The following is a 14,562-nucleotide window of genomic DNA, read 5'->3' on the forward strand; positions in this document are numbered from 1 at the left end:
ACCTCCCCCTCGGAGCCGACCACCCCTTTTCTTTTCGGTTGTGTTGGCAAGTAAACCGATCGATCGTGATCGATCTCGGGCTCCAACCGGGGTGACTTTTGTGCAGGGAGGTCGTACCGTGGCCATGCGATACTACCGCACCACGCTCGATGACGTGCCGAAGTTCGTCGTCCGCGACGACGAGAAGGCCTACGACCTGACGGCAGCCCGCGACGGGCTCACCTCGTTCGTCGACCTCGCCACCGTCGCCGAGGTCGAGGGAACCACCGTCGACGAGGTGGCCGAGGGGGTCATCGACGACGCGCCGCTGCTCGACGCCGGTGCGGTCGTCGAGAACGTCACGATCCCGGCGATGCCCGACGAGGTCTGGGCCGCGGGCGTGACCTACCAGATCAGCAGCGACGCACGCGAGGAGGAGAGCGGTCGCGGTGAGATGTACCAGGGTGCCTTCGAGAACGAACGCCCGGAGATCTTCTTCAAGGCGACCCCCGAGCGAACGATGGGACCGGGCGAGGCCGTCGGGGTCAGAAGCGACTCGGACTGGGACGTCCCCGAACCCGAACTCGCGGTCGTGGTCTTCCGGGGCGAGATCGTGGGCTACACCATCGGCAACGACATGTCGAGCCGGTCGATCGAGGGCGAGAACCCGCTCTACCTCCCGCAGGCCAAGATCTACGACCGGTGTGCCGCGATCGGCCCCTGCATCGCCTCGCCAGAGACCGTCGGCGACCCCAACGACCTCGACTTCTCGATGACGATCGAGCGCGACGGCGAGACGATGTTCGACGGGGCCACCTCGACCGACCAGATGGTGCGCACACCCGAGGAACTCGTCTCGTACCTCACTCGCCACAACGCGATCCCCGAGCTCTCCGTGTTGATGACCGGCACCTCGCTGGTTCCCGACGACTTCACGCTCGAAGAGGGCGACCACGTCTCGATCGACATCGAGAACATCGGGCTGCTCGAGAACCCCGTCGTCGAGGTCTAAGCTGCAAACCCACGAGAAGGCGGCTCACCTCATGCGCCTGCTCGCAGCAGGACACGTGTTTTGGGACGGAAACAAACGAACGGCGCTGAATGCAACCGAGACGTTCTACGACCTGAACGGATACGAATTCAATCACGACGATAGCGGGGTTCGGGCGATCCTCCGTGAGTTCGCCACTGACGAATCGAGCGTGGACATGGATGCAGTAGTGTCGTACTGTGAATCCCATGCCACAAAGGCCGAAGAGTAAAAACCGATGGACCACCAAACAAGGAGCGGAGAACCATGGACGAGATAGCTCACCGCGAAATACGGAAAGAGCTTCGCAGGCAGGCGCGGACGGCCGAGAGCGATACTGACCGGCGCAAGGCGGTGCGTGAACTCGCGAAGATCAACCGCGAAGTCAACGCGAAGACGTACACGAAGCTCGCTGAGGAGTAAGGCTTTCACCTCGTCACAGCAGCACCCGATATGCCGCCGAACCTCACCCTGTAGCAACGGTTCAAAACCGACTCGCTCGCCGTACTTCCAAGCAGCCAGTCCTCGGAGCGGGTTCGATTAGGCCGTCATCCCTCGGTATCGTTCGGCGAAACGTTCTCGTCCATCGGCGAACACGGAGCCTTCATGGATCGAGACGAGGACCGATCGGACGACGGATCGCCCGTGACGGGCATGCGGATCCCGCCGGGCGTCGAGACGCACGGCGACTACCACGTCGTCGACCGCGGCGACCACGAGACCTCCTGGGGGCGGTTCACCCACGTCGAGATCCACCGCGTCGACGACTCGCCGACCCACGACTGGTACGACCTCTTCGAGCTCAAGAACGAACTCTTCGGGGAGGATCGGGCGGCGCTCGAAGTCTACCCGCCCGCCGAACGCCTCGTCGACGACACCAACTCCTATCACCTCTGGGTGCTCGAAGCGGATGCCGAACTCCCCTTCGGGATCCACGACGCGGACTCGACGAACCGGGGGACCGTCATCCCCGGCCGACGTCCCGACCCCGAGGACGTACCCGATCGATAGCGCGTCGTCCCCGAATCGGATGACAAACGCCTTCTCGCCAACGAACGAAGCCATTTCGTGAACCTTCCCGAGCGGTGGACGACCGAGGCCGTCTCGGCCAACGGCGTCCGCCTCCAGTGCTATCGGACGGGCAGCGGCCCGCCGATACTCATGGCTCACGGGCTCTACGACAACGGCCGGCGGTGGATCCCGCTCGGCTCGGACCTCGCCGACGACTACGAGATCGTCGCCTACGACGCCCGCGGTCACGGCCGTTCGGACGCGCCCGAGACGGGCTACGACATCGATACACGGGTCGCGGACCCCGTTTCTCTGATCAGGGAACTCGACCTCGCGAACCCGATCCTCCTCGGACATTCGATGGGCGCGGCGACGGTCGCGTGGGCGGCCGCGACCCATCCCGACCTCCCGCGCGGGCTGGTGCTCGAAGACCCCGCGAGGTTCCGCGACCTGCCGGACGTGGACACCGACGAGACACGGGCCCGCGCCCGCGAACACCTCCGCGAACGGCAGGCGCGCTCGGTCGAAGCGCGAGTCGCGGAGTACGACGACGAGCACGATACAGAACATATCAGACGGCTCGCCGAATCGGTCGACGAGTGTCACCCGAACGCCGTGAAGGTCGCCGAAGACCACCCGCCGGTGGCCGAGGCGTTCGACGATATCACCTGTCCCACACTGGTCTTCCGGCGCGACCTCGGTATCGAGGGGCGGCGGGCCGACCTCGACGTCGCGGCCAGGCTTCGAGACGGACGACTCGTCCACGTTCCCGACGCCGGTCACTACGTCTTCCTCGACGAGTACGAGGCAGCATACACCGAACTCCGGACCTTCCTTCGTCGGGTCTCGCGGCTCGCCGACCGAACGACGGACTGAACGCTACGGGACCGATCGCCGGCGAAAAACTTCGAGAGGTTCCCTCAGAACTCGAGGACGTCGACGTCGTCCTCGGTGCCGAGGTAGACCGTGTCGACCATGTCGAGGAAGATGCCGTGTTCGAGGATCCCGGGGATCTTCTCGAGGTCGCGCGCGGTCCCCGCCGTGTCGTCGAGGCCGCCGAAGTCGACGTCGAGCACGAGGTTGCCGTTCGCGGTGAACACGGGGCCGTCCTTCTTGACCGCCATCCGGAGTTCGGGCTCGCCGCCCACCTCGCGAATGTCCTTCGAGACGACCTCGCGGGCGTCGGGCATGACTTCCACGGGGACGGGGAAGTCGAGCGGGTCGGTGGCCTTCTCCTCGTCGGTGGCGATGACCAGTTGATCGGCCATCGCGTCGACCACTTTCTCGCGGGCGTGGGCACCGCCGCCGCCCTTGATGACGGTGGGTTCGTCCTCGGAGTACTGGTCGGCACCGTCGATGGTGATGTCGAGTTCGGTGACGGCGTCGAGGTTCACGAGGGGAATACCGGCCTCCTTCGCGAGCTCGTGGCTCTGGAGCGAGGTCGCCACGCCGCGAACGTCTTCGAGCTCGCCGTGGCGGATCATGCGACCGATCTCGGCGACCGCCCACGCGGTCGTGCTGCCGGTGCCGAGGCCGACGTCCATGCCGTCCTCGATGAGGTCCTGAGCGGTGCGGATGCCGCCGCGGCGGCGTCGGGCGTCGAAGACGCCGTCCGCGCCGGACTTGATCCGGTTCGGCGAGGGGATGACCTCGATGTGGTCTTCGATCTCCTCGTCGCTCATCTCGACGTCCGCCGCGTCGAGTTCCTCGCGTGCCTTTTCGATGGTGTCGGCCTCGCTCTCGGCCCACACCTGGATGTCGTTGTCGTCGTCGGTGAATTCTTTTGCCATGGTTGGATCAGGCGTCTTCGTCGGCCAGCGGGCCGACCGGGTCCATGTCTTCGGCGTCACGCAGGTCGTGGCGCGCCTCGTTGTCGACCCGGCCCGAGAACCGCTCCCGCCGGATGGCGTCGTCCTCGCCGAACGGGTGGGTCCCGAAGCCGTGCCGCATCAGCGCGATCGCACGGTAGGCGTGACGTTGTTGGCCCCGTGATTTGAAGAGTTCGGTGACTGACTGGGAGATGACAGGAATCGGCGTCTCGCCCTTGTAGGCCTCGCTCACGAGCCAGTTGACCTCGCCGGTGTCCTCGATGTAGTTCGGAATGTCCTCGAAGTCGGGGGCGTCCGACTGCTGGTCCTCTTTGCGCAGGCCCATCTCCATCAGCTTGACGAGCCAGCTCTCGATCACCGCCCCGTTCGACCAGTTGTGGAAGACGTCGGCCATGTCGACGTCGAACTGGCCCGACTTGAGGAGTTCGACCCCCTCGGCGATCGACTGGAGCATCCCGAACTCGATGCCGTTGTGGACGAGCTTCACGAAGTGGCCGCTGCCCGGCGGGCCGACGTGGAGCAATCCTCCGTCCACGGAGAGCGTGTCGAGATAGGGTTCGGCGATCTCGAAGCCCTCCTCCTTGCCGCCGACCATGAAGCAGGCCCCCTCGCTCGCGCGGGGCGGGCCGCCGCTGGTCCCGGTGTCGAGGTAGTAGACGCCCTCGTCCCAGGCGCGCTCCTCGCGGCGCATCGAGTCGCGCCAGAAGGAGTTGCCGCCGTCCATCACGACGTCGCCCTCGTCGAGCACCTCCAGCAAGCTGTCGAGTTCGCTGTCGATCAGGTCGCCGGCGGGCAGCGAGAGGTAGACCACCCGCGGCGTGTCGAGCTCCTCGACGAGCGTGTCGTACTCGCCGGCGTCGTGAACCTCCACACCCTCGTCTTCGAGGTCCGAGCGGTCCTCCGTGTCGAAGCCGACCACCCGAATGTCCTTTTCGACGGCCTGTTTCGCGAGGTTGCCGCCGATCTTTCCGAGTCCGACGATCCCCAGTTCTTGGTTTGTGTCTGCCATGATTGTGTTTCAAGCTGGTCCGTCACCTATCCGCGTGGCGACGGTCGCCCATTACGGGCGCTCACTCGGTGGGTCGAAGCACGGGAGTATAGAAGTGTCGCCTGCATTCGTTGTCGGTCGCCCGCGAGCCGTCAGTCAGTTCCTCCGGCGTAGTCGGCGTAGACGTCCCACGACCGGTCGACGCGCGGGTGGTCGAGTCGACTCCCGTCGACGAACGCCCCCTCGCCCTCGTCGACGCGACCGACGACCGCGGCCGTCGTCCCACGGTCGGCGAGCGCGTCGAGGACGGCCTCCGTCCCCGCGGGGTCGACCGCGACCAGGAGGCTCCCGGAACTCGTCGCGCGCCACGGGTCGAGGTCGTGATAGGTACAGACGGGTTCGACGCCGGGGCGCATCGGGACGGCCTCGCGCTCGACGTCGATCCGAACCCCGGCGCTCCCGGCGAACTCGCAGAGCGCGGCGGCGAGCCCGCCCTCGGTGACGTCGTGCATCGCCGTCACCGGGCCGGCGGCCGCGGCGGTGAGCGCGTCGCGCACGCCGCGCGCCTCGCCGAACCGCTCACGGGCGTCGTCGAGGGTCGATGCGGGGAGATCCATCTCGTCGCCGAACAGCGTCGTCAACAGTCCGACGGCCTCGACCCCCGGTCCCGTGGTGAACAGGAGGTCGTCGCCGGGCCGTGCGCCGTCGGGGGAGACCATCTCCTCGGGGTCGCCGACCGCCATTACGGTGGCTCCGCCGACCCACGGGTACGAACAGCCCGCGTAGCGCGCGGTGTGGCCCGCGACCACGCTGGCCCCGAGGTCGCGCGCCTCCTCGTCGATGGTCTCCCAGACCGCCGCGAACTCCGCGTCGGTCATCTCGGGTGGGAGGGTGAAGTTCACCGAGAGGTACGCCGGCGGGAGGCCCGAGACCGCGACGTCGGCACAGACCACGTCGAAGGCGAACCGCGCGGCGCGCTCGAAACCGAGGTCGGGGACGATCGATATCGGGTCCGTCGCCACCACCAGCGAGCGTCCGTCGACGTCGACGACCCCGAAATCGACGCCGTGTCGTGGCCCCACCCGGACCTCCGCCCGCGAGGCACCCAGGTGGGGGTAGATATGCCGGTCGAAGAACCGTCCGTCGACCTTGCCGGAGTCGGGCATGGTTCGTCTACGAACTCAGTGGTAAAACCCGGTTCGATCCCCCGGAACTAGTCAGACGAGTTTATAATCCAGCTTTCAAGTTATTGGATCTCCGATACGTTTATTCGCGTTCCAGCCCTACGTCTTCCGATGAGTGGATCCGAATCGGGATGGACGGACGGTCTCTCGCCGAGCGCGAAGCTCGTCGTGAAGGTCCTCGAGTACCGGGGGTCGCTCACCCAAAAGGAGATCATCGAACAGTCGCGGCTCTCGGGACGAACGGTGCGGAACGCACTCGAACAGCTCCAACGTGCCGGCACCGTCGAGAAGGGGATCTGTATCGAGGACGCGCGTCAAAATCGGTACAAGCTCACGCCGCCGGTCGCGAACCGGATCGCCGGCGACGACTGAACGGGACCGACGCGACCGGAGGAGTCACGTTCTGAGCACGAACCGGCCGACTCACTTCTCGATCCGACCGTACGGCTTCCAGCGACCGGGCGACCCGGCCGCGACGCAGACCCATCCGAGGTGGCCGCCCGCGGCAGGAGCGGTGTGACGAACCCGGCTCCCGACCGCGAACGCGCCCGCCTCGGGTGGCTGGTCGCCCTCGAACGTCGCCCGAACCCCCTCGCAGTCGCCGCCGACGGCGAGTCCGGTGTCGGGTACGTCGGCTCGAACGTCTCCGGAGGCCCCGTCGATCACCGTCGACCGGTCGAACCGCGTCGCGTCGTTGTCGCGCACCACCGCGTCCGTACAATCGCGGACCCGATAGCCGACGGCTCCCGACCCGTCCCGATCCCCGATACTGTCGTTCCCGGTGAGGTGGAGGTCCGTCGCCGCCACGACCGAGACGCCGACGTCGACGCCCGTGACCGTGTTGTCGTCGATCCGGTAGCGAACCCCCGCCTCGGCCCACACCCCGCCGCGAGCCTCCGGCCCGCCGACCACCTTGTTGGCCCGGATATCGACGCCACCGACCGACCCGGCGTCGGCGAAACAGGCGATCCCCCACACCGCGCCGTCGACGTCGTTGTCCGCCACCACTACGTCGGTCGAGCCGTCGCGACAGACCACGCCGGTCCCACCGAGGTCCCTGAGGACGTTCCCCCTGACCGAGATGCCGTCGCAGCCCTCGACCGTGATCCCGGCGTGGGCCGAATCCGGCGACGCACCGTCGGTCCCGCTTCCCGTCCCGGTTCCGTGCGCCACCTCGTAGACGTAGTTGTCGACGACTTCGCCCGCCGCACCGTCGATGGCGATGCCGGTCCCCGCGACCCGTTCGACCGTATTGTCTCGGACCGTGACACCCCGCGGCAGCGAGTCCGGTTCGTCCTCGCCGGGGTGGACCGCGATCCCCCAGGCGTCGTGGTCGCGAACGGTGTTGTTCGCTATCGAGAGGTTGGTGTACTCGCCGTCGAGGCGGATCCCACTGGATTCCCCGTTGCCTTCGACGATGTTGCCGGCGACGACGACGTCGTGCCACGTCATCTCCGGATCGCCGAGGATCCCGACCCCGGTACAGCCGCGAACCCTGTTGTCCCGCACAGTCAGGTCGTGGCCGCCGTCGCGGTGGAGGTGGACCCCGCGGCCGCAGTCCTCGGCGACGTTGCCGGCGATATCGACGTTCCGGTTGGTGGTCCCGTCGACCACCGCGCCCTCGGTGGTGCCGTCCTCGTGCTCCACGACGAGGCCACCGTCGGAGGTCAGGTTGTCGGCCTGGTAGGCGGCGGTGTCGAGGTTCGCGGCGTAACAGTCGGCGACCAGCACGTCCGTCGCGCCCGCGATATCCACGAGATGCCAGTTGAGGCCGTGGGTCTGACACGCCTTCACCGCCATGTCCGCGGCCTTCGCCATCCCGATCCCGTTGCCTTTCTCGGGATCGACCGACTCGACCGTGAGTCCCTGGATCGTGACGCGCGAGGTCTCGACGGAGCCATCGAAGCTCTTCGAGACCAGTGCCGTGGCGTCCTCGTGGCTCGGCTCGAACGCGATCGTGGCCGCCGGGCCGTAGACCACGAGGTCGGAGCCGTAGAGCAGGCTGTAGGTCGTGTAGTAGCTGCCGGCGGGGAGGTAGACGACCCCGCCGCCCTCCTCGTCGGCGGCGTCGAGCGCGGCTTGGACCGCGGCGGTGTCGTCGGTCGTTCCGTCGCCGGTCGCGCCGTGGGCGGTGACGTCGTAGACCGGGTGGTGCTCCGTGCGCACCCGCTCGGCCGTCAGCGTCCCGAACACGTCGTCCGGCCGGTCGTCCACCGGGTTCACCACCGGCTCCGCTGTCCCATCCTCCAAGCGAGGTCCTATCGGGGCTTGTAGCTTTCGCGCACCCCGGTTACGCCCAGTCGGGGGGGTCGAGGCTCTCGGCCTCGTCGATCGGGTGGAGACGTGCGCCGTACTTCGTCGCGAACAGCGCGTGCGGCACGTAGAAGTCGGTCTCGCCGTCGTACAGCCCGACCCCGTGGTCGTCGATACTGGTGACCTCGAAGTACGAATCGTGCTGGCGGTCGCGGAGCACGTCCCCGACCGCGAGGTCGGCGAGGTCGGGCGGCAGGTCGGGCTCCTCGTTCGGTTCCATTGGAATGCCTCCTCCGGATTCCGGAGTCGGTCGGCCGTTGTAGGTCTATTGGCGACTGTCGGAACTCCGTCGTTACCGCCGTTACGGCCGATCGACCGCTCCACCGCCGAGGAAGCGGCGGGACGGGACCCTTACGTCCCGACCTCTACCGCGCGCTCGACGACGTCCTCGCCGTACATCTCTGCGAGGTCGTCGTGTTGGTCCGGGCGGTGTTCGTAGACGTCTTGGAACAGCGTGACCGGCGTCATCGCGGCCTGGTAGGTCGCCTCGTCCCACATCCGGTCCGTACTCAGGTCGACCTCGACGCCGTCGATCTCGATGGTCGTGGCGCGCTCCATCGCGATCGCGCCGGTGCCGGCGTCCCGCGCTTCCTCGAACTCCTCCATCGAGTCCACGATGTCGTCCATGCTCGGGACGTACTGGACCATGTTGAGCAGCTCCTCGTGGAGGTCGTCCTCGTCGAGGTGTTGTTCGTCGCCGCCCGTGCGGAGGACGTACTCGTCGCCGCTCTCTTCGAGCGAGACCCGGTCGCCCTCGTAGACCTGCACGTCGCCCTCGTCGGTGAGTTCGACCTGGTCGCTGCCGTCGTCGAGCAGCCAGCTTCCCTCCTCCGGCGGGAGCGGGGACGTGTTGGCCTCGACAACCTGACCGGGAGTGAGCGACCAGATGCCGAGCATCCCCTTGGCCTGGTTCTCGGTCATGCGTTCGCGGTAGCCTTCCACATCTCGAATGTCGTCGTAGGGGCCGTCGACCGCGATGCAGCCGTTGGCGCTCGCCCCACGCGAGGTGTTGTGGCGGAGTTCGGGCCACGGCGGGAGGTCGCCCGCGGGCGTGATGGCGCGCATGTCCTTGGTGTAGTCGACCTCGCCGTCGACGAACAGGAACAGGCGTTCGAGGTTGTTGGTGGCCTTGCCCATCTCGTCGCGGAGCTTGCCCATCGCGAGTTCGGACTCGCCGGCCTCGATGATCACCGACATCGCGATGGAGCCCTCGTCGAAGCCGTACTCGTTCTCGACGATGGTGAGGAACTCGTCCGCTTTCTTCCAGTCGTCGATGTCGCCGACCTCGGGGATCACGAAGCCGTCGATGTGCTCGATCGCGCCGTTCGCGGGGTCGGCGAGGTCGAGCAGGTGCTGGAGACACTGATACCTGGTCTCGGGGCTGTCGCGGTGCCAAACGGTTCGAGGATGGATCTCGCCGGGGAAGTCGGCCCCGTTCTCCGAGACGACCTCGATGATGTTCTCGACGCCCTCGTCGCGCATCGAGGGTGCGGTGGCGTCCTCGTTGTCGGGCACCCAGACGTCGGGGGCCTGCATCCCCCGGAGCCCGCTCGCGCTCCGGATCATCTTCGCGGAGTCGTCCTCGCCCTCGAGCGCGGTCGGCGAGGTGAAGAACGTCCGGACGAACTTCCTATCGTGTCTTCTTTCTGTCATTGTATTGTGGGTGGGAGTGTCGCTGCTGTTTCGTCGCGGTTCGATTACCTTCTTGGTCGATCGACTACTTTAGGGTTCGGGACACCGGCAAGACCGGGCGAGGCGAGCGCCCGGTCAGTCGTCGCCGCCGTCGGCCTCCGCGGTCAGCGGGTCGCGTTCGTCCTCGGAGAAGCCCTCGGAGCCCTCGATCCGCGAGCGGGCCTCGGGGTCGAAGCGCATCTCGATGTCCTGGAACTTGTCCACGAACGAGAGTTCGTGGTGGGACTCGGTCTCGTGGTCCATGTACTTCTCCTCCAGGTCGAACTGGCCCTGTTCGGCGTTCTCCGCGAGATTCTTCATGTCCTCGTAGGCGGCGTGGGCACCCGAGTGGAGCGCGAACAGGGTGATGAACTGGTACTTGTAGCCCAGATCCCCGAGCTCCTGGAAGGTGAGGGGGTCGTCCTCCTCGGACCACGCGAAGCTCGACGAGTAGTTGAACGCGAGCTTCAGGTCGGGGTGGGTCTCGTGGATCGTCTCGGCGTAGTTCACCGCGTCCTCGCGACTGGGATCCGGCATCTCGGGCCAGACGATGTCCACCCCGGCGTCGGCGTAGATCCGCCCGCGTTCGAGGTGTTCCTCCCAGTCGCCGTTCGCCGAACCGTAGGCGTCCGTCCGCGCGATTATCACCGTGTCCTCGGACTGTTTCGCGTCGACGGCGGCCTCGAAGCGCGCCTGGGCGTCCTCGCGTGGGACGATCTGCTTGCCCGCGATGTGGCCACATCGTTTGGGAGTGACCTGGTCCTCGATGTGGATCGCGGCGACGCCGACTTTCTCGTACTCGCGGACCGCGCGCTGGACATTGTGGATCCCGCCATAGCCCGTGTCACAGTCGGCGATCACGGGGAGGTGGGTGGCCTCGACCATTCGCTTGGCGTTCTCGACCATCTCGGTCATCGTGACCATCTCTAGATCAGGAAAACCGAACTGGCCGAGGACTGTCGAGTAGCCGCTCATGTAGGCGGCGTCGTGGCCGGCCATCTCCGCGAGCCGGGCGTCGAGCGCGTGGTACATCCCGGGCGCGAAGACGTAGTCCTGGGTGTTCAGCATCTCGCGCAGCTCGCGGGCTGCGGGGTTGTCGACGTCCTTCGTGAAGCCGTCCGTGTCTCCGATGAGTTCTGCTGGGGTTTCCATGGTTGGTGTGTTCGGGGCGAACGGACCTGCGGGCGCTGGAGCCCGTTCGCCGTCTGCATCGCCACCGACGACCGATGCCTAAAAAACTATTATGAATTATCATGATAATATTCTTTAGAAGGTTTCGTGTCTCGGGTCGTAACTAACGAATATATATGACGATCGATAGCGCGGTAGTCGGTGACACGGCCACGAACGACGACCTCCCGCCGTCCGGACGGGGTCCGATTCGGTCAGTCTTCGTCCCGGTTCGTCGAAACCCCACCGAGCACGTTCGAGATCTGCTCGCGCCAGTCGTCGATGGCCTCGACGTCCTCGCGGAGGTCGGCGACCGACTCCCGGGTCTCGGCGACCTCGGCGTTGGTGTCGGCGACGCCCTTGTCGAGCGCGTCGATGTCGTCGGCGTTCGACTCGGTGTGGTCGTCGAGACGCTCGATCGCGGTCTCGTTCTCGGTGGTGCGTTCGTCGAGCGCCTCGACGTCGGTTTCGATGGTTTCGAGCCGGTCGGTCATGTCCTCGATCAGCTGGCGCGCCGGGCCGTTCTCGTCGATGAAGTCCTCCAAGGCGTCGGTGTAGGCTTCGAGGTCGCTGATCCGTGACTGGAGGTGTGAGACCCGAACCTCGTGCCCGGCGTCGTTCTCGCCGAGCTCGTTCGCGAGGAGCTTCCGGTCGGGCTCGCTGAGGTCCCCATCCCGGAGTTCGGCCGCGAGCGCCGTGCCCACGCCACCCTCGGGAAGCGCCGCCCCCGCCCCGTCGCCTGCCGGACCCGCTGAGTCCGCGGTGGTGGTTTCGGTCGCCGTCCTCGAATCGCCGTCACCGGAGAGGTCGACCGCCTCGACGCCGCCGCGGTCGTTGTCGAGGCCGGACACCGATCCCTCGCCCGAGATGACGTCGCGAGCGGCCTGGCTGGTGTCCCGGCCCGGTGTTTCGGGGGCCGGCCCAGTTTCGGTCTCCGCTGTGGACGCGTCTTCGGCTGGCGAGTCGCTCCCGTCGGCTCCGTCGACGGTGAGGGTCGGTTCGGTCATGAACGCCGTCGGGTCGATGTCGGTGTCACGGACCCCGTAGACGGTTCTGAACGTCTCGTTGGGTTCGATCCGGCGCTCGAAGACCGCGGTGCCGTCCCCGGCCGACCAGTGGTCGCCGCCGTAGTTGGGGTTGAAACCGAGATCCGCGGCGGCTACCGCTTCGGGCACCGGGTCGACCAGCCTGAACCTCGCGGCGTCCTCGCGCTCCGAGCGGACCTCGAACGAGACGACCTGTACGGGGAACTCGTCGGGTTCGTACGACTTCCTGACCGAGACCCCGTCCGCCGCGAGGTCCAGTGGCGTCGTGTCTGCGTTGCTCATCGTCGTTCGATCGAGTACGACGCCCTTAAGCTTTCAGCGGGGTCGAGCCGGGTGGTACAGGGATCAGTAGTCGATCCGGTCGCCGATCTCGACGATCTCGAGGTGCTCGGGGTAGTCGTACGTCCGGGCGTGGGGGTGGAGGGCGGCGGGGTCCGCGGTGAGGCCCTTCCACATGTCCCAGTGGGTGGGGACGAGGGTGTCGACCTGGAGCTGGTTCGCGACCTCGATGGCCTGGTTCTCGTCCGAATACCACCGGGTTCGTTTGGGTTCCCGGGTCTCCTTGTCGAGGATCATCCCGACCGCGCCGAACGCACAGACCGCGTAGTCGATGTCGTACTCCTCGCCGATCGGTTCGAGTTCGTCGCCGGGTTTGGTGTCGCCGCCGTGGAAGAAGGTGCCTGACGGGTGGTCGATGAGGTAGCCGACGGGGTGGGTCGCGTCGGGGTCGTTGGCGTGGGTGACCGTCACGGTGAATTCACCGATCTCGTTGGTGTCGCCCTCCGAGACCTCGACGAGTTGGTCGTCCGCGAGGTCCCACTCGTCGGCCCAGTCGTTCTCGTGCGCCACGGCGAGGCTGTCGTCGGGTGCGTAGTAGGTCGCGCCCGTGTCCGCGAGGATCGGAGCCTGCGAGGGGCCGTCGACGTGGTCCGAGTGTTCGTGGGTGGCGAAGACCGCGTCGGCGGATTCGATGTCCTCGGGGTCGAAGGGTATCGGGACCATCCGCACCGTCCGTGGTGGGTCCCCAGTACCCAGATAGGGATCGACGAACAGCGTCGTCTCGCCGTCGGTGAGCACGAGGCCGTTGCAGCCGAGATACCAGGCCGCGACGCCTTCGGGGTCGGCGTTTTCGATCGCCTGCGGGAGCCAGTCGCCCCAGTCGGAGTGGACCATTGGCGAACCGTCGCTCGCCCCCCGCCTAAATTCCCCGGTTGGTGTCGTGGTGCGGTTGCGGTGCGGCCGCCGCGCGGCGGCGGTGCGATCGGCGGTTCCTGGTGGATGAAGGGCGAGACCGCGAGCGGAGCGAGCGGTCGAGGGCTTCGGCGGAGGCGGTGCTGTGCAGGTGCGGCGCGGTGTAATGAGTGATTCGCACCGCGAGCGAACGTAGTGAGCGAGCGGGCCGACGACTGACCAACGGGAAGGAGGAGGCTTTTGATCCACATTTTGCCAGCGGAGCGAGCGCTAGCGAGCGGAGCGCAGCAAAAGGTGGGTTATAGGGAGTTCTTGATCTTCTTGAAGAAGCCCTCCTCCACCTCGACTTCCTCGCCGCCGGCCTCGGCAAAGGCTTCGAGCGCCTCGCGCTGGTCCTCGTTGAGTTGGTCCGGGGTGACGACCTGGACCTTCACGAAGAGGTCACCCTTCCCGCGTCGGCGGAGGCGGGGCATCCCCTTGCCGCCGAGCCGGAAGGTCTCGCCGCTCTGGGTACCGGACGGGATGTCCATCTCGACGGTGCCCGAGAGGGTGGGAACCTCGATCGAGGTGCCGAAGGTGGCCTGCGGGAAGGAGATCGCGGCGCGGTGGGCGAGGTCGTCGCCGTCGCGCTCGAACTCGGGGTGTTGTCTGACGCTGACCTCGATCAGGAGGTCGCCCTTCGGGCCGTTGTTCTCGCCGGGTGCGCCCTCGCGCTCCATCCGGAGGGTCTGGCCGTCGGCGATCCCCGCCGGGATATCCACCGAGAGCGTGGCCTCGTTGCGGACCCGGCCGTCGCCGCCGCAGGTGTCACACGACTCGGAGTAGAGGGTGCCGTCGCCGCCGCACCGCCGGCAGGTCTGGGTCTGCTGGACCCGCCCCAGTGCCGTCTGTTGGACCTGCGTGGTCTGGCCGCGGCCCTCACACTCGGGACAGGTCTCGGCGTCGGCGCTTTCGGGGTGGCCCGAGCCATCACAGTCCGGGCAGGTCTCGGGTCGGGCGACGGTGAACTGCTTTTGGACGCCCTCGGCGGCTTCTTCGAGTTCGATGGTGAGGCTCGTCCGGAGGTCACGACCCTGCTGTGGGCCGTTCCGTCCGCCGCCGCGGCCGCCACCGCCGCCGAAGAACTGCTCGAAGATGTCGCCCATGCCAC

Annotated in this window: 16 protein-coding genes; 6 read left to right on the forward strand and 10 right to left on the reverse strand. The window is 66.9% G+C overall.

Annotated features, from left to right (window positions below):
- The first annotated feature begins 124 nt into the window (after positions 1–124).
- The 5 genes from D3261_RS11105 to D3261_RS11120 all read left to right on the forward strand — a co-directional run bounded on the left by D3261_RS11105 (position 125) and on the right by D3261_RS11120 (position 2,896).
- The gene (locus D3261_RS11105; protein WP_120072362.1) at positions 125–991 is read left to right on the forward strand and encodes a fumarylacetoacetate hydrolase family protein; all 867 of its coding nucleotides are present in this window, start codon (positions 125–127) and stop codon (positions 989–991) included.
- A 1-nt stretch (position 992) separates the two neighbouring features.
- Positions 993–1,241 carry a type II toxin-antitoxin system death-on-curing family toxin gene (locus tag D3261_RS11110; RefSeq protein ID WP_255409219.1) on the forward strand — a complete coding sequence of 83 codons (249 nt, stop codon included), beginning with the start codon at positions 993–995 and terminating at the stop codon, positions 1,239–1,241.
- Between the two features lie 35 nt (positions 1,242–1,276).
- Entirely contained in the window at positions 1,277–1,432 is a 156-nt protein-coding gene (locus D3261_RS20035; RefSeq protein WP_158589384.1) for a hypothetical protein, read from the forward strand.
- Positions 1,433–1,615: 183 nt separating this feature from the next.
- On the forward strand, positions 1,616–2,020 hold the full coding sequence (locus D3261_RS11115; protein ID WP_120072366.1) for a hypothetical protein: 405 nt from the start codon (positions 1,616–1,618) through the stop codon (positions 2,018–2,020).
- Between the two features lie 57 nt (positions 2,021–2,077).
- The gene (locus D3261_RS11120) at positions 2,078–2,896 is read left to right on the forward strand and encodes an alpha/beta fold hydrolase (RefSeq protein WP_120072367.1); all 819 of its coding nucleotides are present in this window, start codon (positions 2,078–2,080) and stop codon (positions 2,894–2,896) included.
- Between the two features lie 44 nt (positions 2,897–2,940).
- Here D3261_RS11120 and rpiA read toward each other — a convergent pair whose 3' ends face one another.
- The 3 genes from rpiA to D3261_RS11135 all read right to left on the reverse strand — a co-directional run bounded on the left by rpiA (position 2,941) and on the right by D3261_RS11135 (position 6,003).
- Positions 2,941–3,810: a ribose-5-phosphate isomerase RpiA gene (gene rpiA / locus D3261_RS11125; RefSeq protein WP_120072369.1), complete on the reverse strand. Its 870-nt coding sequence runs from the start codon at positions 3,808–3,810 to the stop codon at positions 2,941–2,943.
- Positions 3,811–3,817: 7 nt separating this feature from the next.
- Positions 3,818–4,858, reverse strand: coding sequence for an NADP-dependent phosphogluconate dehydrogenase (locus D3261_RS11130; RefSeq protein ID WP_120072371.1), 1,041 nt, complete (start codon positions 4,856–4,858; stop codon positions 3,818–3,820).
- 131 nt (positions 4,859–4,989) lie between these two features.
- The gene (locus tag D3261_RS11135; protein ID WP_120072373.1) at positions 4,990–6,003 is read right to left on the reverse strand and encodes an AIR synthase family protein; all 1,014 of its coding nucleotides are present in this window, start codon (positions 6,001–6,003) and stop codon (positions 4,990–4,992) included.
- A 129-nt stretch (positions 6,004–6,132) separates the two neighbouring features.
- Between D3261_RS11135 and D3261_RS11140 the strand changes: the two genes are divergently transcribed.
- Positions 6,133–6,393 (forward strand): MarR family winged helix-turn-helix transcriptional regulator, encoded by a 261-nt coding sequence (locus D3261_RS11140; protein ID WP_120072375.1) that lies wholly within the window; start codon positions 6,133–6,135, stop codon positions 6,391–6,393.
- Positions 6,394–6,444: 51 nt separating this feature from the next.
- Here the strand turns inward: D3261_RS11140 and D3261_RS11145 are convergent, their stop codons facing one another.
- The 7 genes from D3261_RS11145 to D3261_RS11175 all read right to left on the reverse strand — a co-directional run.
- Positions 6,445–8,271, reverse strand: a complete 1,827-nt coding sequence (locus tag D3261_RS11145) for a right-handed parallel beta-helix repeat-containing protein (protein WP_233553972.1) — start codon at positions 8,269–8,271, stop codon at positions 6,445–6,447.
- Between the two features lie 40 nt (positions 8,272–8,311).
- Entirely contained in the window at positions 8,312–8,554 is a 243-nt protein-coding gene (locus D3261_RS11150) for a hypothetical protein (protein ID WP_120072377.1), read from the reverse strand.
- A gap of 131 nt (positions 8,555–8,685) precedes the next feature.
- Positions 8,686–9,987 carry a malate synthase AceB gene (gene aceB / locus D3261_RS11155; protein ID WP_120072379.1) on the reverse strand — a complete coding sequence of 434 codons (1,302 nt, stop codon included), beginning with the start codon at positions 9,985–9,987 and terminating at the stop codon, positions 8,686–8,688.
- Between the two features lie 114 nt (positions 9,988–10,101).
- On the reverse strand, positions 10,102–11,157 hold the full coding sequence (gene aceA, locus D3261_RS11160; RefSeq protein WP_120072381.1) for an isocitrate lyase: 1,056 nt from the start codon (positions 11,155–11,157) through the stop codon (positions 10,102–10,104).
- 233 nt (positions 11,158–11,390) lie between these two features.
- Positions 11,391–12,503, reverse strand: a complete 1,113-nt coding sequence (locus D3261_RS11165; RefSeq protein WP_120072383.1) for a hypothetical protein — start codon at positions 12,501–12,503, stop codon at positions 11,391–11,393.
- A 63-nt stretch (positions 12,504–12,566) separates the two neighbouring features.
- Positions 12,567–13,394, reverse strand: coding sequence for an MBL fold metallo-hydrolase (locus tag D3261_RS11170; RefSeq protein WP_120072385.1), 828 nt, complete (start codon positions 13,392–13,394; stop codon positions 12,567–12,569).
- A gap of 317 nt (positions 13,395–13,711) precedes the next feature.
- Positions 13,712–14,562, reverse strand: an 851-nt coding sequence (locus D3261_RS11175; protein WP_120072397.1) for a DnaJ C-terminal domain-containing protein, incomplete at its 5' end; no start/stop codon positions are given.

Origin of the sequence: Halococcus sp. IIIV-5B (assembly GCF_003602035.1) — an archaeon.
Taxonomy (GTDB): Archaea; Halobacteriota; Halobacteria; order Halobacteriales; family Halococcaceae; genus Halococcus; species Halococcus salsus.

Bases quoted from the DNA above. Each gene is read 5' to 3' on its own strand.
- D3261_RS20035 (WP_158589384.1), top strand. From the start codon at position 1,277: ATGGACGAGATAGCTCACCGCGAAATACGGAAAGAGCTTCGCAGGCAG.
- D3261_RS11150 (WP_120072377.1), bottom strand. From the start codon at position 8,554: ATGGAACCGAACGAGGAGCCCGACCTGCCGCCCGACCTCGCCGACCTC.
- D3261_RS11105 (WP_120072362.1), top strand. From the start codon at position 125: ATGCGATACTACCGCACCACGCTCGATGACGTGCCGAAGTTCGTCGTC.
- D3261_RS11130 (WP_120072371.1), bottom strand. From the start codon at position 4,858: ATGGCAGACACAAACCAAGAACTGGGGATCGTCGGACTCGGAAAGATC.
- D3261_RS11170 (WP_120072385.1), bottom strand. From the start codon at position 13,394: ATGGTCCACTCCGACTGGGGCGACTGGCTCCCGCAGGCGATCGAAAAC.
- D3261_RS11135 (WP_120072373.1), bottom strand. From the start codon at position 6,003: ATGCCCGACTCCGGCAAGGTCGACGGACGGTTCTTCGACCGGCATATC.
- aceB (WP_120072379.1), bottom strand. From the start codon at position 9,987: ATGACAGAAAGAAGACACGATAGGAAGTTCGTCCGGACGTTCTTCACC.
- rpiA (WP_120072369.1), bottom strand. From the start codon at position 3,810: ATGGCAAAAGAATTCACCGACGACGACAACGACATCCAGGTGTGGGCC.
- D3261_RS11115 (WP_120072366.1), top strand. From the start codon at position 1,616: ATGGATCGAGACGAGGACCGATCGGACGACGGATCGCCCGTGACGGGC.
- D3261_RS11165 (WP_120072383.1), bottom strand. From the start codon at position 12,503: ATGAGCAACGCAGACACGACGCCACTGGACCTCGCGGCGGACGGGGTC.
- aceA (WP_120072381.1), bottom strand. From the start codon at position 11,157: ATGGAAACCCCAGCAGAACTCATCGGAGACACGGACGGCTTCACGAAG.
- D3261_RS11140 (WP_120072375.1), top strand. From the start codon at position 6,133: ATGAGTGGATCCGAATCGGGATGGACGGACGGTCTCTCGCCGAGCGCG.